This is a genomic window from Anaeroplasma bactoclasticum, assembly GCF_003550015.1.
Taxonomy (GTDB): domain Bacteria; phylum Bacillota_I; class Bacilli_A; order Acholeplasmatales; family Anaeroplasmataceae; genus Anaeroplasma; species Anaeroplasma bactoclasticum.
This window is the reverse complement of sequence record NZ_QXEV01000005.1, coordinates 31,876-55,890: the sequence shown is the minus strand read 5'-3', so window position 1 is coordinate 55,890 and position 24,015 is coordinate 31,876. Positions and strand designations below refer to the sequence as shown.

Genomic DNA, 24,015 nt, shown 5'->3' with positions numbered 1-24,015 from the left:
GTTTTCTTGCATTAATAATTAATTTAGCGTCAAAGGTATTTGGCGCTTTACTTATAATTCTAAGGCTAATTTTTAAAGTTTTAATTACTATAATTAAGTCTTTTATACATTTAATAAGAGGAGATAAAAAATGCCAAAAAGAATAAAAATAATTATAACTACATTTCTTTTTGTATTCTCTATATTTATTTTACCTATTAATACCTTTGCCTCATACTATGAAGAAATAAAGGTAGAAGTAGAAGCTTTGGTAGATGAAGGAAAATTACCAGAATATCATAAGAAGCTATCATCGAATACAGGATATCAAACTCTATATACAAAGATGTATAGACAAGCCTCAGCTGGTACAAAAGAATACTTTGCTTCTATGGACTATTCCAATCTTTTATATTTTATACAAATGTATGAGAATAGCTGGAATACGGTTTGGTATGATATTTTAACTAATCTAGATATTGAACCTAAATATTTAGACCCAAATCGAATACTAGGTTTATATTATGATGCTTATGCTGGGGATGAATCATCCTACCTATATCTAGTATGGACTTCAAAGTATTTACCATCTGAATTCATGACTATTAATTCTTTAGAATTAAATGGGAAGGAATACACTCAGTATCCAACTAATGATTTATTTAGCCCATTCTGGTTTGATTCAAAATATTACTATTTTGAAGCATACGATCTGGCTATTCATTTAACACCTATTGGTGGCTTTGATGGAGGTAAAGAATTTGGAGTACCACTAACTCAAAAGTATAAATTTTCCAATATTAAAACAGGAATAGATAAGCTTCAGTTTGATGATGACCCGGATCCTAATAACTTATATTCAGCTACTATAGATTCCTATACTGAATTTGATTTAGGAATAGTGCCTAAATATCATGAAAAGTCTGCATGTCAATTAGTAACTCATGCTTATAAGCTAATTAAGGATTGTGAGGTACAGTCTTATTATGATTTTGGCTTTGGTGGTTATATGCACTATGTTCATTTCAATACCACAATACCAATCGATAAGATATACAGGGTAGATGTATCCTATGTATTAACATCAGATAATAAGGAATGGTATCAGTTTTGGTTAAATGAAGAACTAAAGAAGGTAACTAAATCGTTAAGACCTGAAAAGAAATCAACAGGTATATTTAACCTATATCAAACATATGGCTTTAAAGAAGGAATCTTTAAATCAAATGAGAAGGAATCTATAACCTATAAATATGAAATGATGCTAAATTATTCAGAACAAAACTGGGATATATTTAGTGATGCTTGTGTTGAATCTAACTATAAAAGAATTAAAGATTTTCAAATACTTAGACTAAATTATTTAGTTGAAGATGAGGTCTATGATGTAAAGGTCACTATGGATAATGTTGATGGTAAGACCCTATCTATTATTGATAGAGAATTAATCCTTGATACTGAATCAGCACTTTGGCAAATAAAAGATAAAACCTACAATATCTTAGATGGCTTTAGTGTAGCTAAGAATGTTTTAATCTCAGTTTTGGGTATTATAGGCTTCTTATTACTTTTCTATTTTGGATATAAGGTTGTAATTACAGTCAAGGAGGTAATGAGGGATGAAAAATAAAAAATTATTCATCTTGTCAATGCTCTTTGTGCTGATGACTTTTACTATATTTTCTTCAACTAAAGTTTATGCCTATGAATGGACTGATGAAGAAGTAAAGATGACTAAAACCAAATGGGAAGCAGATAAGCTTTATACTATTTCAAATATTTATGTAACAAAGAATATAGATACAAAAAGAGTAGTAGAATCTATCTCTAAATACTTAATATGGGAAGGCTCATTTCCTAAGGAGGATAAGGCTAATGATATCTATATGGAATTTGGTGAGTATATATCAGATTCAGATTCGATAGTCTTATCACCACACCTAGGATATAACCAACCTGTATTTAATAAAATGATAAAACCAAAGGTTATAGAATCATATGATTCTAAAGCTGAATATTTAATTGCTACTACCAACTATGATCAAGTACTTATCATCATAGATGGTAATACTTATAAGGATAATTTAGGTGATATAGTCAATAATTTACTTACTAAAGAAAAAGAATACTTAATACCACCTACATTTTATCAGCCTTATAAATATGCAGCTAAAGAGGATGGTTCTATCTCCTATACAAGATACAAGGATAAGAATAACGATATCTACCAAACGGTTTGTAAGTACTTAGTTGGCTTTAATCTAACTAAGGAATCTACGCAAACTAACCATGAAGATAATGTAGATGATCCATCAATCTATGGTGGAAATGATGAAGTACAAATTGATGATACACCTACAGAAAAAGAAGTAAATCAAAACCAAACTTTAAAGATAGTAGGTATCGTTATTTCCTCAATCTTATCAGTAGTAGGTATTTATTTAATCTACCTACTAATTAAAAAAATATATAGAATAATGAAGGGATAAAAACATGAAAAAGAAAATTATAACTATTGTTTTAATAGCATTAGCTATTTTATCTATAATTGGATTATTCATCCTTATAGGATGCTCTAATCAAACAACAAAAGAAGTATCTAAGCTTAATTCTTATGAGACTAAGCTAAATGCAGAAACCATCACTTATGATGATAAGGATCTATCAGGCTATACCTGTGCTACACAGTTTACATTTACTAAGAATATTGATAAAGATAAAGCTGCTAAAGCACTAAAGGACTATATGGTCTTTTATGATGGAAAACCAGTTCATACAGCATCAATTATCACAATCAGCTTTACTGATACTGGAGCTAAAGTAAACTGTACATTTCCTAATGGAGAAAAAAGTATTACTTATACAGGCTTTAAGGTAATCGATTCTCCTGATGGTGTAGAATTTGCGGGAGTAACAGTATATAGTGGCTTCAGGTATGCTTGTGTAGTTGAAAAGACTACTTGTCCATCTGGTTATGATGTGAATAAGATTCCGGTATATGTAAATAACTCATTCTATCATAATTTAAAGAATCCTACATATGATTTAAAATATAATGATTCTTTACAAGAGGAATGTGAAACCTGGAGCGAATCTACAATTCAAACAGGTAATGGTAAATATTATCATACACTTGCTAATGTAAGAATATTAAATGATTTATGTGTGGATGGATTTTCAGGTTCAGTAAACAATCAGGATTCCTACCAAGCAAACGATAATACAAATTCTCAATTTGAACAGCAGTTTCCTGAATCTGAAGCACCAAATATCACAAATCCAGATAACCCTAATTCAGGTATTAAGCACGATTTAGAATCCTTTGGTAATTCTATTAAAGAAGGTTTTGAAAACTTCAAAACAAATCTAGAAAACAATCAAACCTTCAGAATTGCAACTATAGCTATATCAAGTGTCATTGGAATCGGAGTATTATATATTATCTTTTTAATCATAAGAAAGCTATGGCGCGTTATCAAAAATTAACCATAATAGGTCTAATAGTAGTAGGGCTAGGGTTATCCCTCGCCCTATTATTTTTAAACCTAGATTCGTTTGTTAAAACAACTATAAGATTCCAAGACATATTTGATATAACGAATATAAAAACATTCTTTGATAACTATATAGCTAATCATTCAAATACATATGCTGAATTTGAAGAGAAATGTGCTGATGCAGCTAATAGTGTCTCAGCTTATTTACAGAGCTTTAATTATGAATCATTTCAAAATATATTTTCAAATGTATTGAATTTTCTATACACATTGCTGATGTATTTTTTGAATATAGGTCTAAATGTAATTGTACTAGTATTTATCTTTATTAGAGAGTCTATTTATGGTACTCAATTGAAGATTAAAACTTCAAAGCCAGCCCTTATATTAATTAAGATAAGGGAATGTATATGCTTTATTATGAATAAGCTAAAAGTCTTAATTAAACAAATAATCTGCTTTGTAAAAGAGAATAAAAGACCATTAGCTTTACTCCTATTAATCATTCTTGTATCTAATGGATTTCTATATAGATTCTTAGTAGAAATAATCATATTTTTAGAAGCCTACATATTCCATATGTTTTGCTTTGATATTCATGTAGTATTTGAATCCATGTTAAAGGCTTTTATTATATGGGTGATTCCAATAATTCAGAAAACTCCAAGAATACTATGGTATATACTAATCTATATTTTTATGTTTTTGTTAGGCTTATCTAAAGCTAAATATAAGCTAAAGAAGAACCATGAAAGGCTAAAGAGCTTTGCCCATGATGAGCTAACTCAAACTACATTTATTAATGGTGCTCCAGGTACTGGTAAAACCTTACTTAATGTATCATTATCCTTAGCTTCAGAGGAAGCCTATATCGATGAACTAGAAAAGAAGATATTAGATTATGAAGCAGAATACAGATATCTTAATTTTGCTGAAATAAGAAACAAACCAGACCTTTATCCTGAACATAAAGATTATATAGACACTCTAAAAGCACTTAAAGATAGAGGTACCTTTCTAATATCTAACTATGCAATCTATTCTCCATACTTTATGGAGTATTCTAAAATATTCAATTTTGATTATATGAGAAAAAATATTGAGGCAAAGGAATATCCATTAGAAGAATATATCGTAATATCATTATCTGAAATTGATAAGGAATATAATTCTCATGATAATGTGAAGGAAGTAGGAAGTGATGGGGCACATACCTTCTTTTCCACTGTTTCTCACGACCTTAAGCGACACTGTAAAATCTTCTGTGACTACCAGCTAAAGGACCAGGTCCCCCTTCGAATTCGCGGTAACGCCGAATACTTTATAAATATAAAGAAAAGAAAACTAAAAATGCCTCTAATCCTTAAAATGTATTATTTACCATTTAAAGGATTAAAAGCATTAATAGAAAAGCTAATAGTTTCTTATGAATTAAAAAAGAAAAGAATTAATAAAGAAACACAAAGAAAAACAGTAGGTATATATAAACGTAATGATTATAATACTACTTATTTTTTCTTGCGTAATATGAATACTACACTCTCAAAAATATGTGCCTGGTTTGAAAAATACCAGTACTTTAAATTATCAGCTCTAAAATCTCAAGAAGGAGATGATAAGGGCGAAAAAATTACATTTAATATAAATTTATGTGACCTACATATTAATAATCAAAAGCTATATGATTCAACATTCTTATCCTATGCCTATGAACAAAAAAAGAATATGGATTTTAAAGATATAGATTCATTTACACAATTGACTCCATCAATTGAAGAATTAAATAAATGTAATTCTAAATTCTATAACAAAATAAACAATTAGTTACAAATATGATGGATCTTAATGACATTTCCAAAAGCAGATTTAGGCAAAGTGGGCATGTGAAAGTGTGGGGTTATAGTAATACCCCCACTTTCACACCACTTGCCTAATGCTTTAATGCATTAAACCGTTATAAATAAATTACTAATTTAATACGAATTGAAAGGAATAATATGAATAACAAAAGAGTAATAATAGATTATTTATCCGTAACATTTGCGGAAAGATATAATAATCTATCTGATAGAAATGAAGCATATTTAATTCTAGATATATTTAGAGAATATTTTAAATTAGATATGTGTCAAATAGAAGAATCTAATTATGCAGTAAATAATTTTAGATATCAATTTATCTTAAATAAATATATTATACTTCGTTGCTGTGGCCCCTTAAATGATTTTGGATATCGTACCTGTCAATTAGAATTAAAGGGAGATGGCTGTAGGGAATTTGAAAGACTGAAGGAAGGAATATCATCCTGGTATGATTTTTTTGAATTCCTAATGGGTTTTAACCCAACATTCAAAAGAATAGATATAACCATTGATGATATATCAGGAAAGGAAATGCCTCTTAAATATCTATATGACAAAATAGAAGGTAATGCATATACATCCATATTTAAAACAGAACCTAAAATCCTAGGCACCCTAAAGCGAGGCTTAACTATCGATTTTGGCTCACGTAATTCCAAAACAGAATTATGTATCTACGATAAATATAAACAACAGAGAACCCTAAAAAAAGAAGTTCCATATGAATACTGGACTAGATATGAAATGAGATTTCGTCAAGGTAAGGCTGATGCTATAGTCCTAGATTTATTAGAAAATTATAAGGACGAAGAGGATGTAATCTATGGCATTAGACTAAAGGCATTTGCAACTAAAGCACTATACTCCATATTAGATATAAAAGAAAATAGCAAGCCAGATAAGAATCATCTTTATAGAGAAAAAACAGATTCTAAATGGTTAAGCTTCCTAGAAACTACAGAAAAAGGAATCCTACCTAAGGCGGAAATGAGAAAATCAACAAGCGAAACCTCATATAATTACATAATGCCAAAGGCAAAAATGATATTGCTTTTATGGTTTGTGGAAGCAAAATGTGACAAGCAATTATTTGAAGAAAGACTATATCATGAATTATTTACTCTTTTATCTAATACCTCAAGAATGCAATTAAAAAGATTTAACCAGTTCATGATAGAAAGAAAAATGTCAACCTATACAGATGAAGCATTTAAGGAATTATTAAAGGAAATATCAAAAATAATAGAGGAAGGAGAATTACCATTTTAATGAATGAATGTACAATTTGGAGAATAAGAGAAAAATATAAAAACCTAATATTTCCAAATCTTCCAGTTCTAATAATAAATTATATAAATGATAATCATTATAATGATTTACCATTAGTAGAATCTAAATACATAAATATAGATGATATTTTATATTTTTTAAGAAATAAACCATTCCATACAGAAAAGGAATTATTAGAGCTAACATTATGGTATATAAAAATAAAGCATGGAATATTTGAACCAATTAAATAAAGAGCAATACAAGGCAGTGACAACTAATTCTAAAAGAGTATTAGTTGCATCAAGTGCAGGATCAGGTAAAACTAAGGTATTAACAACAAGAATCAAATACCTACTTGATAATGGAGTATCTCCAAATGAAATAATAGCCTTTACCTTCACTAAAAGAGCGGCTAAGGAAATGATATATCGATTAAATAATAAATTTAATAATATATATACCTTCCACAGCTATTCTTATAAGATGCTATTAAATGCCAAGGATGAATTAGGCTTTAATAAATTTGATTCCATAAGAATAGTAACAGAAGAATATGAATTATATATTTTAAATGAAATAATCAATGATCTAAATATAAAATATAGCCCTAAATCCTTAATGCAATTTATCACCAAAAGAAAAAATAATCTAGAATATAAATTCAAGACAACAGACGAGGCAAGAATCTATAACCAGGTATATTACAAATTTCAGGAATACATGATGCAAAGAGGAGAAATTGATTTTGATGATATGATATCTCTATTTCTAAATAATATTGATAATATATCATTTAAGGATTCTATATTAAATCAATGTAAATACATATTAGTGGATGAATTCCAGGATACAAATCAAATTCAATATGAACTATTAAAAAAGCTATCATCAAAATATAATAACCTATTTTGCGTAGGAGATATCAACCAGCTAATATATTCCTTTAGATCATCTGATGTAAGAATAATTAATGAATTTAAGGATAGTGCTGATGAAATCATCTATTTAAATCAAAACTATAGGTGTGCTTCAAACATCCTAGAAAAAGCTAATAACCTAATAAAGCATAACCATAATCTACAAAGTGATATCTATTCTAATATTAACCCTAAATTCAAGGTAATCTACCATGAGCTACCGGATACATCCTACCAAGCCTGGGAGGTTGCAAGCACAATAAAAAGGTTCATAGAAAAAGGTAACTATAAGCCAAATGAGATTGCTGTACTATTTAGAAATAATTATCAATCTACTGAAATAGAATATGAGCTAAAAAGAAATAATATCCCATTTATAGCCTATGGTAAATTAAAATTCTTTAAGATAGCTTCAACCAGAAGAATGATTGCCTTATACCAATTTCTAGATAATCCAAGTGACTATATATTGCTTTTACAAGCCCTTCAAATTGATGATATCTTTTATGATTTAATCATAAAAAGAATCAAATCAACGAATAAATCTCCTTTAGATATTATCATAGAAATGAATATTAGTGATATATCCACTAAAGCTCAAGCGATCAAAGAATTATTAACTATTATATCTAAATATGACCGTAAGCAATTATTTGAATCCTTACTTGAAATACTATTTAATAACCCAACAGATAAAGAACTTGAATACCTAAGAGCCCTAAAGGATATTATGATAAATAGCCAATTAAAAACTAATAAGGAAATATTAGATAATATATTATTATCTGATGATGAGGATATAAATGAAATGGGAGTTAACCTAATAACCATTCATAGAGCCAAGGGCTTAGAATTTAAATGTGTATTCATCATCTCAGTAAATGATAAAATAATTCCTCAAAGCTTGAAAAATGAGGATGATATAAAAGAAGAAAGAAGATTATTGTATGTTGCGATGACAAGAGCAAAGGAATATCTATATCTATCCTCAGCAGAATACCATATTATTCACGGAATGAGAAAAAGATTAAATCCTAGTATATTTGTAAATGAATTGAATTGAACTGGATTTTGTCTTTTTGAATGCTTTACAAAATTATGTATTTTTGATAGAATTGTTCTAGAGGTGATTAAAAATGACAACTGGAATTATATCCAACAAATTGAAATTGTTGAAATTTAAAAAAATAGATTTGATAGAGTATTTACCTCTTTCTAGAGCGACTCTTTATGTTTATATGGATTATTATGAAAAGAATATGAAGGACCAAATTCCAAATTCGGAATTTATAAAATTATTTGATTATATATTACGTGATGATGTTACAAAAAATGATATTATAAAGTATATGCTTGATAATTTTCAAAGTGATGATAGTATTGATTCTAAAACCTTTAGTTCTAAAGATTATGTGATTGATGAAAATGTATTATTGTTACAAAAAAATTTAAAGGTGTTGAGAAAAGCTGCTGGTTGGGAGTATGATTACCTGAGTGAAAATACAGGAATTCAGGAAGAAAGATTAAAGAAAATCGAAGAAGGTCAAGCAAAACTCACTAAAACGGAGGCAATTGCTATATTTACTAGTTTATGTAGAGAGAGTCGAGAGAGGGATGAGGATGATATTTTGCCAATTACTTTTTTTGTAATATTTGATGAACATCATTTATTACCAGAAGAAAGAGAAATTGGTTTGAACTATATATCGGCTGTTGCTGGTTCAAAAGAAAAAATAGGAAAAGAAGAGTTTAAAAATACCTTTGAAAAAATGACAGGTAAAGAAATAGGACCCTTAAAGGGAACTACAGTTGCTGGAGTTGTTGCTGCTGCAGTAACTGCTATAGTCGTAGGGGGATTAGTATTTAGGTTTATTAAAAAGTAAAAGAACTTTATAAAAAAGTTCTTTTTTTTGTGCTTTTGTTTTGTAAGACAAAAATATATCTGATGATAATAGACAAACCCTTGACAAAATTCAAGCATAATGCTATTATTTAAATAGCTAAACTTTTTAGGAGGAAGAAAAATGAAGGTTCATGTTTTTAGATGCAAATGCCAAGGATGGAATAATAAATATGTTGTGGTATGTATCGATGCAGAAAAATTCACTGAAAATGAGGCTAGGGCTCAATTTATAGCAAAAACAGGCTTCACAGAGAAATCAAATGGTCAAGACTATCCATTTACTTATTATGAATATGAGGGCAATAAGTACTATAAAGTTGGTTATTGGGGTGTTTACGATTCTGATAATTTGCCTGATTTGAATTATTAGGAAGTTGAAAAAAGGAGAATAGTGTAATGGAAAATATTATTAAATGTCAAAATCCTATGCAATCATATCTTGATTTAACAGTTTCAGCAAAAGAATATGGTGGACCTCAGAGATTTTTGAATCAAATCTATTTGAAGGGCTGTAAGGATACTGCTCAAGCAGCAATAGATTACTACACTCCCAAAATTAAAACACGAGACGGAATTATCGTTGCTCTTGTTAATGCTATTTTATTACGTGAGGCGATATCTATTATCTCAAAGAAACGTAAATATCATAAAGAAAAGAAGAAAAAAATGGAAATTATTAATATTTAAATAGTTGTAAAAAAGTAATTATGGAGAGGATATAAATGAATAATATTTTTGATGCAAGACAATATGTACTTAATGAACTTGGTGATAAAGTAAATGACCCAAGAGTTAGAGAAGAACTATCTCTAATGACTGATAAGAATTTTATGGAAGTATATTATTCAAAGAAGATATCAGACTTCTTAAAGTCTAATAATGAATACTATATCGTTAGAGGGTTTTACGGGAATCTTTATATTAATTTTTTTCTTGATATAACTGATTCAATTGAACCATATGATTTACCATATGAATTTGTATTTGACAAAAAAGAACAATCCTTTATATATGACTTTAATGTGTCTACATCATTTGAGTCTAAACTTATTGATTATTTAAATGAAATAAGTAATGGAGTAATGGTTAGAACAACTACCTCATGTTTAATCCCATATACTAATCAAACTATTAGTCTTGATGATTATGAAAATAGGAATCATGAAAAATTGATAGAAATTGGCATAATGGGAATGGAAGGCTTATCCATATTAAATAAAAATATAAAAAAGTATGGTTTACCCAATTATGATATTACCCAAAATAATGAAATTAGTTATGAAATATTTAATAAGAGAAATATTGAGGGCATTACTGGAATTAATACAAATATGTTATCTAGATTATTAGAACGTTGTGATGAATCTACAAAGAGCTTTGACACCTATGTATACCTAACAGCAGGAATGCATGGTACAAATGTGATATCCCAAATTTATAATTCGCCGATAACTGAAGATACAATAAAGAAATATCCAACAACAAGAGAAGGCTTATATGCATTATTGATAGAAAGTAAGATTGATAAGCAGACGGCATTACAAATTTGTGAATATACTAGGAAGGGAAGAAAATATAGGGCCAATAATAAAGCAAAATGGGAAGAGCTTACAAGTAATATAACTGTATCATTGAGAAGATACCTAGATAATATCGATGGATTATTCCCTCTTGCACATTGTATTTCATTTGCGAAGCTAAATTATCTTGAGATTTTTTATAAGCTTATGAATGAACCTTCTAATGAAAGTAAGACAGTTAATGATTATTTTAAAGAGGAACTAGGGCATAACATAAAGAAACGTGATGAATACTTAACTGAGTATCAAGAGATTTGGGACAATGTTAGAAAGCTGATAAAAAAGGAAATTAATAGATATGCATATGATGAATGCTTTGAAGATACAGCTGTGATTGCATATGAAAATGGTATTGTATCTGTAAAAGTCCCAAATACAATAGTGAAATTTAAATTGAATCAATGCTATTATAAATTAATAAAACAATCGCAAAAAGAAGTAACTGGAAAACCAATAATGTTTAAGTTTGTTTAAAAGAAAAAGTATACAAGGATGGTGAACTAATATGACTAGGCTTTTTAATATATTCAATATTGTGTGGGATTCATCTCAATCTGAGGATGATGAGTGGTTATTTGAGATGGAACATCCTAGTTCAATAAATGCATATGAGTTAGAAGTCGGATATGATGAAAAAGAATCCATTAAAGAATCATTATGGGAAGAATACGATGCAGAACCTATTGATTTTGAATTTGAAGAAGTTGACTATGGAGATTAATTGAAAGTAACATAAGCTTTGTTTCAAAAAGCATAAGTGATATATTTTATGTTAGATATGTCATTAAAGAGGATATTATAATGATATCCTTTTTTTCTCCTTCCCCACCATATAATAAAGAATTAAATAAAAAAACACACCCTATCTCAAATAAACAAAGATAGGGTGTTTTATTAATTAATCTTAAGTTTTTCTTCTAAGTATTGTTTTATTAAAACATTATGCTTTCCTCTAGGAATAGTAAATCCTTGAACGAAAGTCTTTTTATATTTTCCTGCTTCCAATAGTTTATATGCATCTATGTTAAGCTCAATAGGCTTTGACATAATGAAGATATTAGGCCAGATAAAATCTGGATTTTTTTTATTTTTCCAGAATTTTTTACTGAATTTAGTGCTCTCACATTTATATAAAAGAGTAGATGTACCTATGATTTTCTTTTGCTTTGAAAAAACACAAACATCATTTATATTTAATTCTCTAAATTTGCTGGTATTTCCACTTGATGTACCCCAAATGTATATTAAGCCATTATCGGCAAATTTTTTTATATTCTCTGCATCATTTTCCGAAAAGTATTTATCTATATCAGATACTTTTACACCATTAATCATAGTTTTATTGTAATTATCTGTGTCGCAGCTAATTAGGAATACTTTATTAGCGTCAGCTGTTGGATATATGTAATTTTCATCAAAAAAGTTTTTAAATGTAATATTTAATGATTCAGTAATTCTTTTCAAGGATACTAAGGTAATATTTCTTTTCCCCTTCTCAACAGCATTAATATAGGTTCTATCTAAACCACAATTATTTGCAAGCTCCTCTTGGGATAAGCCCTTAAGAGATCTTAGCTCCTTTATTCTATTACCAATCTCAATTGGTTTTTCAATTGCCATATCGCATCACCATAAAAATTTTATAAAAATTAGTCAAAATTGCCAATAGACTATAAGTCACAACGAGAAGTTTTCTCAAAAAATAGTGACTTATAGTCCGTTGAATAAAGCGCTTTACCCCAACTTAAATTGAAATAGATTGATTCGATTTAAGGAGGGGAAAAAATGGCTAAGTATAGTTATATCGAATTAGGAATTAGAAATAAAGGATTAGTAGGACTAGATCTATTAAGTAATGATCAGCAAAATGCATTGAAATACAATAATTGTATTTATATTTATCGAGGCACTACATCCAAGAAAATTTATATAGGCCAGACAAAGCATTTTATTGAAAGACATAAGCAGCATTATGACGGTACAGAAGAGAAGTTTAACACTGCTCGCTTTAACCAGGTTATAGTTTTATTTTCTGTATATTTAGATAATGGTACAGCACTTGATGATGTTGAATCTCAGTTCATTACATATTTTAATGCGGACAGAAAGGATGCAGCTGCACAGTTTTTAAGCTATGACGATGATGTCATCAATAGAACAGCAGGTAATACAGTAACTCAATATAGAGATAGAGAAAAGGTTGCAACTGATGTAATTCTTCCATATTGGGAGGAAGTTCTTGCCCCTAAGGGATGGGTATTAACCCCAACTCTTGAGGAATTGAGAACTAGAGCATTAGTTAAGTATTCCCCAATTAAGGCATTAACACAAGAACAAACAGAATTAATAAGGGAGATAATTGATAATCCAACTAAAAATTATGTGATTAATGGAGATGCTGGTACAGGGAAAACTGTACTATTAACTCATTTAGTTGCTTCAGTTTTAAAAAATAATAAGAATGCAAGAATAGGTGTAGTTGTTCAGCCAAATTGGGAGGCTACAGGTAGAGAAATCTTTAAAATATTTGGAATGAATAATGATAATTTAAAGGTCACTACATCTACAAAGCTAATTACCGAAGGAGAACACTTTGACATAATTGTTGTTGATGAGTCTCATAAATTATCTAGAAGGGGCTCAAAGCAAATGGCAGCCTTCAATGCGGTTTATGATATTCCTGCATTTGCAAATTGCCAATCACATTTGGAAATCTTACAACAGCTAGGTTCTCAAATAATACTAATGTATGACGTATTACAGGCTATTAGACCAGCAAATGTATCTAGAACTGAGTATGCAAGATTAACAGAAGGATATGAGAAGAAATTCTTAAAGACTCAATTTAGAATTCAAGCTCCAAGAGGTAAGACATATACATCTGAAGATTATGTTAATGGTATCAAGTATTTACTATATAAGGACACAGGATTGTTATCTTCTCAAAATACTAATTTTGATGAAAACTTCAATAGAGAAGTATTTAACGATAGAACTGTAAATGCATACTTTGGATATTTTACTGAGAATCCATTACATAATTTAATTGACTGGCTTGAAGAGGATAAGAATTATAATCCTGAGCACGTCAATAGAGTTCTAGCAGGTTTAATTGAGGATTGGAGACAAGAACACGGTAGCCATCCTGAAATAACTCATTTTCATGAGGGGGATTTATCTAGAAGATGGAATTCAACTCAAACAAACTGGATTAATTCTAAGGATGAAGATGCAGAAGACCAAATTGGTTCAGTATTTGCTGTACAAGGAATTGATTTGAATAAGGTTGGAGTCCTTATTGGAGAAGACCTAGAATTAGATGAAAACGGACATCTAAGAGCAAATCCAGATAAATTCTATAATGTTAATGGTAAGTTCAATACCGATGAAATGGTAGACCCAGCCAATAAATTTGAATTTACACTATTTGTTTTAAATATTTATTATATTCTGATGACAAGAGGAATAGATGGTATTCGTTTAGGCTTTTGGAGAAATACCACATTCCAACGCTATATGGAAGAAACCTTGGAGATTCACGAGTAGGCATTAATATGAGTGAATTGTCTATGTGGTTGTCTGAAAGACTATGTAAGTATAATAAGAAAGAAGAATTCGAAAATTTACCTATTGATATTGTTCAAGAAATTGCAAAAGTAAAGCCTAACAATCTTAGACCAAGTAATAGATTTCTTGGTGAAGCTGAAAATGTTATATTTTGGGTTTTTGATTTGCCTAGAGTTATTACATGTCCTGGTAGAACCACTATTTGCTTGGAGCATTGCTACCAAAAGGATGTTGTAAAAATGCATAAAGAAAAAGGTAAAGATTCTCCTATTGAGGTACATCATAAAATTAATTTCTTTAGATCATTGCAAAATGATTTTGTTGACAATATGGTCAAGGAGATAAATAATAAAAAACCTAATGGAAAGGATTTGTATATTCGAATTCATGCCTGTGGTGATTTTTATGATGAAGAATATTTAAATAAGTGGATTGAAATCGCAACTGAAGTGAAGAAAACACATCCAAAGTATTACTTTATGGCATATACAAAATCATATAAAATCCTAGATAATGTAATGAAAGAAAAAATTGCGAAGGATTCGCAGTATACATTAGATGATACTAATATCCATTTTATGGCTAGTATTATGGATGATACAAAAAAAGAAGATATGGAAATAATTGAAAGGTATCATATGCCAAAATATATTGCAACCAGCAAAGATGTTTCTAGTAATGTCCTAAATGATTGCAAGAGTATTGATTGTGCTAAATGTTTGAAATGTTATAATAAACCAAAAGGTGAAATAGTAACAAATTTAAGATAAAGTATATATTTGAAGAGTACCAGAACATAGAAATTTGGTGCTCTTTTTTTACCTTGTGGGCGATTATCCTAGAACCCTTGCTATATGAAATGTATTTTTTATATAATATATATACAAGAGGAGGTATTTATATGTTTATTATGTCATGCTATACAAATTTAACTAAACAAAATATTATAGATTCTATAAAGAATCCTAATTCAAGATTCTCTATGATCTTCTTTTATGAAAATGGTGATCCTGATGCTATACTTATGCTAAAAGATTACGGTAGGGAAATTAATAATATTTCTGATTCTATTAATATATTTACAATATATGATAAGTATTTTGTTGATTCTTGGGGAAAAACGAAAGGTAAAAATCACTTATTAGCTCAAAGTGACTGTCTTGACACATCAGAAGAAAGCTTTTGCTTAATGCATAGAATTGCTAATGCTTTTTCTATTAGTAGAATAGAGTATCCCGCACTATTAATTTATGATTCTGAGGAAAACCAATATACATATAAGTCCTTTAAGAAAGAGCCAGTAACTGGAATATATAATGGTATTAAGAAAATAATAGACATCTTAAATAAGGATTATTCTGAAGCTTTTACTAAAATTAGAGATTTAATTGGTTCTTTTAAGGTACAAAGCTTTACAGAAGAGCAAGTTAGAAATGCAATTGATGGGAAAGCATTTATAGATTTGTATGAAGAATACAAGAAATCTAGCGATGCTGTTAAACCAATAGAGAACTTATGTGATTTTGCTGAAATCAATAGATCAACGCTTAAGAGAAGAATTGATTCTTTAAATCTTACTCGAGAGGATATTATAATTCTTTCCATATTCTTAAAAATTGATAGTTTCAAATGTAGCACACTATTGTTATTAAAAGGATATTTGATTTTAAACAAAGAAGAGCCGTTTGATGCAACAATAATAGATGCGTTGAATAAGCATTTGGACGTAGATACTTACAATGAAAATTACAAAGGTTATTATCAATTGATTTTTAGTAAAAGGGGAAACCAATAGTATATATAATTAGACTTCTTAGTTTGAAAAAATTAAGAAGTTTTTTTTATGTTGCGTTTAATGCAACCTACACATTCATTTTTTTGATTATCATATAGATGCAAATAGTAAGAAGGATTTGCTAAATGCAAAAATACATATTATACGAGGAGAAAACATTATGAAGTTTGAATTAATTAATGAATTAGTTGTAGTTGAAATAGAAGGAAGACAGTACTTAGTTGACACAGGGGCTCCATTATCCTTTAGCTTAGGAAAGGATTTACTTTTAAAACTAAAGAATAAGGAGTACTTATTGAAAAGAATTCCATTGGTGGATACCTTTAAGAAAGCACTAGACCATATTTTACCTGAGGTTCAAATTGATGCAGTTATTGGAACCGATATATTGGTAGAAACAAATTTAAGCATAAATTTCTTAGCAAGAGAGATTTATTTTGATTTAGTTGATTTTCCATATGATATCGAAACAATGACTTTACCACTTGAATATAAGCTTAATCATTTCTTTGTTAAGCTGTTAAGCGATTATGGTTATCTAAATCTAATAGTCGATAGTGGTTCAACTATGTGGTATATCAAGTCAAAGTATTTAAACTTAAATGATCCTGATGGAGAATACGAGGATTATTCACCAGAAATCGGGAAAATAAATGGTAATTACTATGAATTCTATGATGGTGTACATAGAGAATGTATTTCAGTAGGTGAACTTCCAAAGGCGTATGAGTTTTTCACAGATGGTATTATGCCTTTATATAAGTTTTCATTACCAGGTCATTGTCAGTTTAATTTCCAAACAGGTGAATTTACTATTACAAGACGATTTCTGTAAAAAATGTGCATGTTGCGTTTAATGCAACCTAAGCTCAAAAGTAAAAGAGTATTATAAAGATGTAAGGTGGTAATACATCATGTATTCGTTCCTTCAGGGGTTTCTATAAGGGTAGTTTTTAATATATCTCCAAATGCCTTTCTAATTATTTTTAGCCCTTATAGATAGCCTTGAGGGAATGAATATAAATTATCAACACAAGGGAGGAAAACACAAAAGTATATTTGAATTTTAAATTCGATTGCTAAGCTAAATGTTTTATTGAGATTTTATATACTAGGAGGAACAAAAATGACAAGCTTTAAAAATAGTATTAGATTAAAAATTGAATATTCTAAGATAGAAGAGATTCTCTCTAAGATTCTTTTTCCAATTCATTTTTTAGGGGTGGAATATGCCTATAATGAAGATACTGGTAAAGATGATACTTTGATAAGTATTGACACACTTTCTTTTGATGGTGAGATAAAGCATATACAAAGCTTTGATAGATATATATTGTTTCATGAAGTATGTAGTGGATCAATCATTTGTTACAACAAAGACAAGGTTAAAGAGGTTTCAGATTGGACACTCTTTTATACAAATATCTACGAAATGATAAAATCAAATATCATAGATTTTGGAGAAATCTATGAATATATAACAAATTGTAATGAGGAGGAATTGAAGCATTCTAATAACACCGAAGAGTTAGTAAACATTTACAAATGGTTACTAAAATCTTTAAGAAGACATCAAAAAAAAGAATTGAATACAAAGTATACTGCAATAGCACTTGATAGTAGCTATTTAAGAGGTTGCTATTTAGACTACCAAAAGTATTGGTCTAAAGATCCAAGAATTTGTGTAAGGGGATATAAGACACTAAAAGAGGCAAAATCTTTTATCAAAAATGATTCTCATAAGCAATTTGCCATACTTACTAAAGATAAGGTGCTTTTAGAACTTCCACCTGTAAAGTATGTACTATTTTGGTCTTATTACCCAGATTTTATCGAATATACCAATTTCAAAGATTATAAGAATGGCTTCTATAATGATGTTCTTTATAATGAAGCAAAATCTTTGAAGGAAGCAAGAGAAATCAGAAAAAGAAAGAAAGATGGAATTTATAAGTATACATGTATTATGCGAATTAGTGATGGAAAGATTTATTTAAGATAAGTGAAAGAAGGGATGATTATATGAAAAACTATACATTGATGATAAATAGAAAAGAAAACACTCCATGGGATTATAAGAGTCCTAGTGATTCAGTAGATGAATATGAGAATTTAACAAATGAATTATTATATATCATTTATACCAATGAGTGTTTATATAAAAAGCCTAGTGACTTCGTTATACTAGTCGATGGTACTCCATTATCTAATACTGAATTAATGGAATTAGGATTATTAGATAGTAATAATAATTATCTACATTATCCTAATGCTAAAAGTGATTTATTGGATAGCTTTATGGAATATATAAATAACAAGCAAGGTATTTATCTATTCGGTGATTTTGCCGCAGTTACTGCCTTTTTAATTAACTTTGTTGCTAATTATAAAGGTAAAGAGAAAATAGCACTATTTTGTAGAGCATTCTTGAAAATTCATACATATAGGTTGAATGGAAATGTATTTGAAAGACATACGTATAATCATTATGTCTCAAAGTATGAAGAGGATTATTCATTGCTAAAAGAACAGATTAGTCAGTTCCCTAATGATAGCTTAATCATTATTGATGGAATTAGAGATTATGATTTTGAAATAGAAATAATCCATTATTTAAAGGATAATGGCTATAGGTTTATCATTGCAAATAGAACAACCTTAGATAGACCATTCAATTATGAGGAAAAGAAAGACTTTATTGATTCATTTATTAAATTAAGAGATGGATATGAAGAAGAGGCCTATAAGGTAATGAATCTCTATTTAGAGGATGAATATTATATATCCTATAAGTATGACGAGAAGACTAGAAGAATATTTGGAACAGAAGCTTTAAATCAAAACACTATTACATTTGATAATGTTGCAGGCTTTGAAGAATTAAAGAAGGAATTAATCAAAATATCTAAGTGGTGGAAGGACTATAAAAAATATGGAGCAAAGGGTATAGACCTGCCCCATGGAATATTATTTTATGGTTGTTCAGGCTGCGGCAAATCATTAATGGCTAGAGCGTTCATTAATGAGATTAAAGATTTTAAGATAATATCAATTGATAATGAGCTTGAAATCCTAGAAAAGTTTGAGCTGGCTAAAAAGCATAGTGGTTTAGTAATTGTATTTATGGATGAATTGGAATACCTATATAAGAAGAATCATAGGGATTTATTAACAGCGTTTGATTCCCTAAATTCATCTTCCAATGTATTTATTGTAGCAACTACTAATGAATTAGATAATGTAGAAGGTCCACTAACAAGAAGAGGCAGATTAGATTTTCTAATTGAAATTGGAAGACCAAATGAAAAAGAAAGAATTGAAATCCTAAAATATTATTTTTCTAAGTGTAATGTAGAAGCTGACATTAATTATGATTATTTATCTTATATCACTACATATTTAACATCTGCTGAATTAAAGGCTTTAGTTAATGATTCAGTTTTAAGATATGGTAATCATCTTACTATAACTGATTTAGAAGCTGAAATAGATAGACTTAGAAATAGGAAATCACTATATTATGGTGATTTTGGGGATTCCTCAGATTATATGACCGCAGTACATGAAATTGGTCACACTATTGTAGTACTAAAGAATTCTAAATACTTCACATTCTATAAAACAACCTTAGAATCAAATTCAAGATCTCAAGGAATTTGTAGATATATAGCAAAGAAGGAAAGTATTGATGATTCTAAAAAGATGATTGCGGATATAGATATATCTTTAGCAGGTTATTTAGCATGTAAAGTATTATATGATTATGATTCTACTGGCTGTAGATTAGATTTAGAAAATGCACGTCATAAAGCTTGCTCCCTTATCAATTCATATGGATATGGAGGCTTTGATAGAGTATTAAACCATAGTGCTAATTCATTTACTCCATCGAATAAAAAGATGCAACACAATGAATTATTATCTGAAAAGATTCTCAAGGATTCTGAAAAAAGAGTTAGAAAGCTTATTAAGAAGAATAAAACGAAAATAATTAAATTATCCAATATTTTATATGAAAAGAAGACCATTACAGCTGAGGATATAAAGACGTATTTATAAGAAGGTGAACTATGGATAAATACAATGAGATAATTGACTTAATGGATTATCCAACAAATTATGATTTAACCTTATCATATATGTGGATACATCCGGAGTACATACCAAAGAAAATAATAAAACTAGGTAATTATAATTATGGATTCTATAAAATGCCAGAAACTCATATAAATTATAATTACCTAGTTTCTAAAGAGCCTTTACCAAGGCCTATTACTGTACCAATTGATGATTTCAAATCAGATATATTTAAGAATAATTTAGATATAACGGATCTAATATTATCAAAGCATGTGTCTAGACTTCCAAAGGAAGCTTTCTTAAATATGAAGAATTTAAAAAGAATATGGATACCTAAAAGAATAACCTATATTCCTAAGGATTGCTTTAAAGGATGTGATTCATTAGATGAAATATATTATGAAGGTACAAAAGAAGAATTCGATGCAATAGATATATTCTATAAGCAGTATAGAGTTATTCATAAATTAGGTATTAATGATGAAATAGAAGAGTACTATGATCAAGGCAACACCCCATTCATTAATGCGAAGGTTTATTATAACCAAATTAGAAATAAAAAGAATGTAACAGAAGCAATTAAAACTAAAATAATGAAAACACTAGGAGGACATACAAAATGATAGAAGAAAAGTTAACAAAAATTGCTGAAAAGGTTTCAAATTATAATTATGGAAATTATGGTAGAATTTTTACCCCTGAACAGGTATTTTCTGAATATGTGCTTTATTATGAAGGAATTGATTTTGAAATTGATTGTGAGGCCTTTGAGAAGATGATTGATGATTTTTATATGGAAGAAGCAGCTTCTTCATATGAATTTCCAATGCACACATTAAAACTGGATAATCTTGCAAAGGATGAGTATGAATATTTCTATGAGAGATTAAAAGATATATGCATTAAAATTCATGATGCTACTGATAGTAATTGGTTAAAAGAGAAAATCGAGTCTTGGTTCGTTACAAAATAATTAAAAGGAAAACTTAATTAATTTAATATCAATGAAAATATCATATAATTATATAAAGGAATGAGGCGATTTTAATGTTTGATATGACAAAATCAAAGTATGTTGATTACATGGAGTGTAACAATCGAGGTTGGTTAGATAAGAATAGAAGAAATGAAAAGTTAGAAGAAGATTTATCTGAGAATGCTACTGTTCAAGGTGGTATAGAGGCTGGTATTATGGCTCGTGGTATATTTGGAGATTATACTTTAATTGATGATGGCTCAATTGATGAACTAGCATCTAAGACACAATTAGCTATCAATAATCATACCTCAGTCATTTGTGAAGCTACATTCAAATATAATAACAATATCTGTAAGGTTGATATTCTAAAGAGGAATGATGATGGCTCATATTCAATATATGAAGTAAAGGGCGTTACCAATCCTTATACAACAGCCTCAAGAAAGACAATGGATAGAAAATATATTGATGATATCGCATATCAATACTATGTATTGACCAATTTAGGAATTAATGTGACAAGTAACTATCTTGTTTATTTAAATAATGAATATGTATATGATGGTCATTATGATTTGAATAATTTGTTTATTATTGAAAATCTTACAAACGCTATATTATTAGAATTCCCTAATGTTGAATCTAATATAGAAAAGATTAATCGATGCATTAATCAAGCTGAAGAGCCAGAGATTATATTTGCTTCTAAAACATGTAAGGAATGCCCATATAATAAGCATTGTTACAAAGTAAAAGAAGTACCTGAAAAGAATAGTGTACTTGGTTTATATAAGGAAAACAAGAAATATGATTATTTAAACCAAGGTATTAAATCATTTGAAGATTTAAGGAAAAATGGTATTAAGCTAAAGCCCTTTAATCAAAGAATGATTGATTCTAGATTGGATAATTTACCTCCATTTATCAACAATAATGAGTTAAGATATTTCTTAAATAGTTTTAAATATCCTCTATATTTCTTTGATTTTGAAACATATCAAAATGCTATACCAAAAACAATTTGTACAAGACCATATCAACAGATTCCATTCCAATATAGTCTACATATTATGCATGAGGATGGAAGATTAGAACATAGAGAATATCTAGCATCTAATTATAATGAACCAAGATTAGATTTAATTATTCAAATGATTAATGACTTAGGTAATACAGGTTCAATAATCGCATATAATGATTCATTTGAAAAATCAAGAATAAAGGAACTTGCAAGAGACTTCCCTGCTTATTATGAACCATTAATGAATATGCTAGATAGATTTAAGGATTTAGCAGAGGTATTTGAAAAAGGCTATTATTACCAAAAGGAAATATCTAGAACTTCAATTAAGGATGTATTGCCATCATTATTCCCTAATGATCCTAGCTTAGATTATCATAACCTAGATGATGTTCATAAGGGTGATGAAGCATCTAAAGCATTCGTGATGTTACCAACGTTAGATAGTGAATCAGCATATAAATTAAGAAGTTCTTTACTAAAGTATTGTTGTCTTGATACATTTGCAATGGTTAAGATTTATCAATTCTTAAAGAGTTTAGTTTAAAAATATTAGGAGGAGTATAAAATGACAACATGGATTATTAATTTTTATCATACTGAAGCAATGTATAAGGCTGGTATAGTTTCATTCTCTCAGAAGAGAACTGGTTCTAGAGAAGCCGTATACAATGAAGCAAAGAATCTTGCAAAAGCAAGAGGTGACTTTATGTTTGAAGTCGTTCCTGAATAAAGTGGCAATAATTGGTTTTATTGGCTATAATAGTAATTAACAATACATTAAAAAAAGAGGTAGCAGCGATGAAAAAGAATATAGAAGGAATAGAAATTGAGGTAATAAACAATCATAGATTTTACCTTTATCCAATCGAAAAGAAGGATAAACAGCTTAATTTTACTACACCACAAGAAATCTATTATGCAGGTAGGGCAATAGATTTTGTAGCAGGGCAAAAGTCATGGAAAACAACAATTGTTTCATTATTTAATTATTTATATAATATGAATCCTATAAGCGATTCAGAAATAATAAATTATGTCATTCCTTGGCTTGGCAGACCAATTATTAGTAAATCTGAGCATTATAAGGCATCTACTGTATTATGCAATGGGCTTTATATTAATTTAAGCTTTAATTCTACACAGTATTATTGGATACTAGGAGATATTATAGATTTATTTAAAATGGATAGAAATCTTTTTAAGGTACTATTATTCTTTGAACCTATTGCAGAAAATAGGAAATTACTTTCCTATATTAAGGATAAGAATCGTAATCAATTCGAACTATACTTAAAAGAGAAATCATTAAATTTTGCTACTATTATGAAAAATGTAGATACTATTAATACGATTTTTGCCAAAGAATCAAGCTATGTAGATTTATATTATTTTGATGATCACACTAGATTCTACAATGAGGTACATAGATTCCTCAGAAAAATAAGTCAAAAGGGGAAGCTTGATTATGCTCAAAAATTCGAAGGAACGCTCAAGTATTTAAAAGATTTCTATAGTGATACTAAGAATATAGAATTTAGATATTAAGAAAATGGAGGAGGA

Annotated in this window: 24 protein-coding genes; 23 read left to right on the top strand and 1 reads right to left on the bottom strand. The window is 28.8% G+C overall.

The features are described from left to right. Positions 1–130 precede the first annotated feature (130 nt). The 12 genes from EI71_RS03570 to EI71_RS03515 all read left to right on the top strand — a co-directional run bounded on the left by EI71_RS03570 (position 131) and on the right by EI71_RS03515 (position 11,731). A complete protein-coding gene (locus EI71_RS03570; RefSeq protein WP_119015887.1) occupies positions 131–1,609 on the top strand; it encodes a hypothetical protein in 1,479 nt (492 codons plus the stop codon). Then, on the top strand, positions 1,599–2,468 hold the full coding sequence (locus EI71_RS03565; RefSeq protein WP_119015886.1) for a hypothetical protein: 870 nt from the start codon (positions 1,599–1,601) through the stop codon (positions 2,466–2,468). Before EI71_RS03570 ends, EI71_RS03565 begins: the two co-directional genes overlap by 11 nt. A 4-nt stretch (positions 2,469–2,472) precedes the next feature. Further along, on the top strand, positions 2,473–3,465 hold the full coding sequence (locus EI71_RS03560; RefSeq protein ID WP_119015885.1) for a hypothetical protein: 993 nt from the start codon (positions 2,473–2,475) through the stop codon (positions 3,463–3,465). Further along, the gene (locus tag EI71_RS03555) at positions 3,444–5,300 is read left to right on the top strand and encodes a hypothetical protein (protein WP_162849732.1); all 1,857 of its coding nucleotides are present in this window, start codon (positions 3,444–3,446) and stop codon (positions 5,298–5,300) included. The genes EI71_RS03560 and EI71_RS03555 overlap by 22 nt, the downstream gene beginning before the upstream one ends. 173 nt (positions 5,301–5,473) lie before the next feature. Continuing rightward, a complete protein-coding gene (locus EI71_RS03550) occupies positions 5,474–6,607 on the top strand; it encodes a replication initiation factor domain-containing protein (protein WP_119015883.1) in 1,134 nt (377 codons plus the stop codon). After that, complete coding sequence (locus EI71_RS03545) at positions 6,607–6,861, top strand: hypothetical protein (RefSeq protein WP_119015882.1); 255 nt, start codon at positions 6,607–6,609, stop codon at positions 6,859–6,861. Before EI71_RS03550 ends, EI71_RS03545 begins: the two co-directional genes overlap by 1 nt. Beyond that, entirely contained in the window at positions 6,836–8,590 is a 1,755-nt protein-coding gene (locus EI71_RS03540) for an ATP-dependent helicase (protein WP_211321020.1), read from the top strand. Before EI71_RS03545 ends, EI71_RS03540 begins: the two co-directional genes overlap by 26 nt. Positions 8,591–8,663: 73 nt before the next feature. Beyond that, on the top strand, positions 8,664–9,410 hold the full coding sequence (locus EI71_RS03535; RefSeq protein ID WP_119015880.1) for a helix-turn-helix domain-containing protein: 747 nt from the start codon (positions 8,664–8,666) through the stop codon (positions 9,408–9,410). A 141-nt stretch (positions 9,411–9,551) separates the two neighbouring features. Then, the gene (locus EI71_RS03530) at positions 9,552–9,800 is read left to right on the top strand and encodes a hypothetical protein (RefSeq protein WP_119015879.1); all 249 of its coding nucleotides are present in this window, start codon (positions 9,552–9,554) and stop codon (positions 9,798–9,800) included. Between the two features lie 26 nt (positions 9,801–9,826). Continuing rightward, complete coding sequence (locus EI71_RS03525; RefSeq protein ID WP_119015878.1) at positions 9,827–10,117, top strand: hypothetical protein; 291 nt, start codon at positions 9,827–9,829, stop codon at positions 10,115–10,117. Between the two features lie 35 nt (positions 10,118–10,152). Further along, positions 10,153–11,484, top strand: coding sequence for a DnaA N-terminal domain-containing protein (locus EI71_RS03520; RefSeq protein WP_119015877.1), 1,332 nt, complete (start codon positions 10,153–10,155; stop codon positions 11,482–11,484). Positions 11,485–11,515: 31 nt separating this feature from the next. After that, positions 11,516–11,731, top strand: a complete 216-nt coding sequence (locus EI71_RS03515; RefSeq protein WP_119015876.1) for a hypothetical protein — start codon at positions 11,516–11,518, stop codon at positions 11,729–11,731. Between the two features lie 173 nt (positions 11,732–11,904). On the opposite strand, the gene EI71_RS03510 is transcribed toward EI71_RS03515, so the two are convergent. Further along, entirely contained in the window at positions 11,905–12,630 is a 726-nt protein-coding gene (locus EI71_RS03510) for a helix-turn-helix domain-containing protein (RefSeq protein WP_119015875.1), read from the bottom strand. A 165-nt stretch (positions 12,631–12,795) separates the two neighbouring features. Here EI71_RS03510 and EI71_RS03505 point away from each other — a divergent pair, with 165 nt between their 5' ends. The 11 genes from EI71_RS03505 (at position 12,796) to EI71_RS03460 (ending at position 24,000) form a co-directional block, all read left to right on the top strand. Then, on the top strand, positions 12,796–14,556 hold the full coding sequence (locus tag EI71_RS03505; RefSeq protein WP_119015874.1) for a DUF2075 domain-containing protein: 1,761 nt from the start codon (positions 12,796–12,798) through the stop codon (positions 14,554–14,556). An 8-nt stretch (positions 14,557–14,564) separates the two neighbouring features. After that, positions 14,565–15,347: a GP88 family protein gene (locus EI71_RS03500; RefSeq protein ID WP_147387554.1), complete on the top strand. Its 783-nt coding sequence runs from the start codon at positions 14,565–14,567 to the stop codon at positions 15,345–15,347. Positions 15,348–15,478: 131 nt separating this feature from the next. Beyond that, positions 15,479–16,372, top strand: coding sequence for a hypothetical protein (locus EI71_RS03495; RefSeq protein WP_119015872.1), 894 nt, complete (start codon positions 15,479–15,481; stop codon positions 16,370–16,372). A 160-nt stretch (positions 16,373–16,532) separates the two neighbouring features. Next, a complete protein-coding gene (locus EI71_RS03490; RefSeq protein WP_119015871.1) occupies positions 16,533–17,207 on the top strand; it encodes a hypothetical protein in 675 nt (224 codons plus the stop codon). A gap of 291 nt (positions 17,208–17,498) precedes the next feature. Next, entirely contained in the window at positions 17,499–18,374 is an 876-nt protein-coding gene (locus EI71_RS03485; protein ID WP_119015870.1) for a hypothetical protein, read from the top strand. Positions 18,375–18,394: 20 nt separating this feature from the next. After that, the gene (locus EI71_RS03480; protein ID WP_119015869.1) at positions 18,395–20,431 is read left to right on the top strand and encodes an AAA family ATPase; all 2,037 of its coding nucleotides are present in this window, start codon (positions 18,395–18,397) and stop codon (positions 20,429–20,431) included. 11 nt (positions 20,432–20,442) lie between these two features. Then, positions 20,443–21,075 (top strand): leucine-rich repeat protein, encoded by a 633-nt coding sequence (locus tag EI71_RS03475; RefSeq protein WP_162849730.1) that lies wholly within the window; start codon positions 20,443–20,445, stop codon positions 21,073–21,075. Continuing rightward, on the top strand, positions 21,072–21,425 hold the full coding sequence (locus EI71_RS03470) for a hypothetical protein (protein ID WP_119015867.1): 354 nt from the start codon (positions 21,072–21,074) through the stop codon (positions 21,423–21,425). Before EI71_RS03475 ends, EI71_RS03470 begins: the two co-directional genes overlap by 4 nt. 74 nt (positions 21,426–21,499) lie before the next feature. Beyond that, entirely contained in the window at positions 21,500–22,999 is a 1,500-nt protein-coding gene (locus EI71_RS03465; protein WP_119015866.1) for a DUF2779 domain-containing protein, read from the top strand. A gap of 21 nt (positions 23,000–23,020) precedes the next feature. Continuing rightward, positions 23,021–23,185, top strand: a complete 165-nt coding sequence (locus EI71_RS10115; protein WP_162849729.1) for a hypothetical protein — start codon at positions 23,021–23,023, stop codon at positions 23,183–23,185. 68 nt (positions 23,186–23,253) lie between these two features. After that, positions 23,254–24,000, top strand: coding sequence for a hypothetical protein (locus tag EI71_RS03460; RefSeq protein WP_119015865.1), 747 nt, complete (start codon positions 23,254–23,256; stop codon positions 23,998–24,000). The last annotated feature ends 15 nt before the right edge of the window (positions 24,001–24,015 follow it).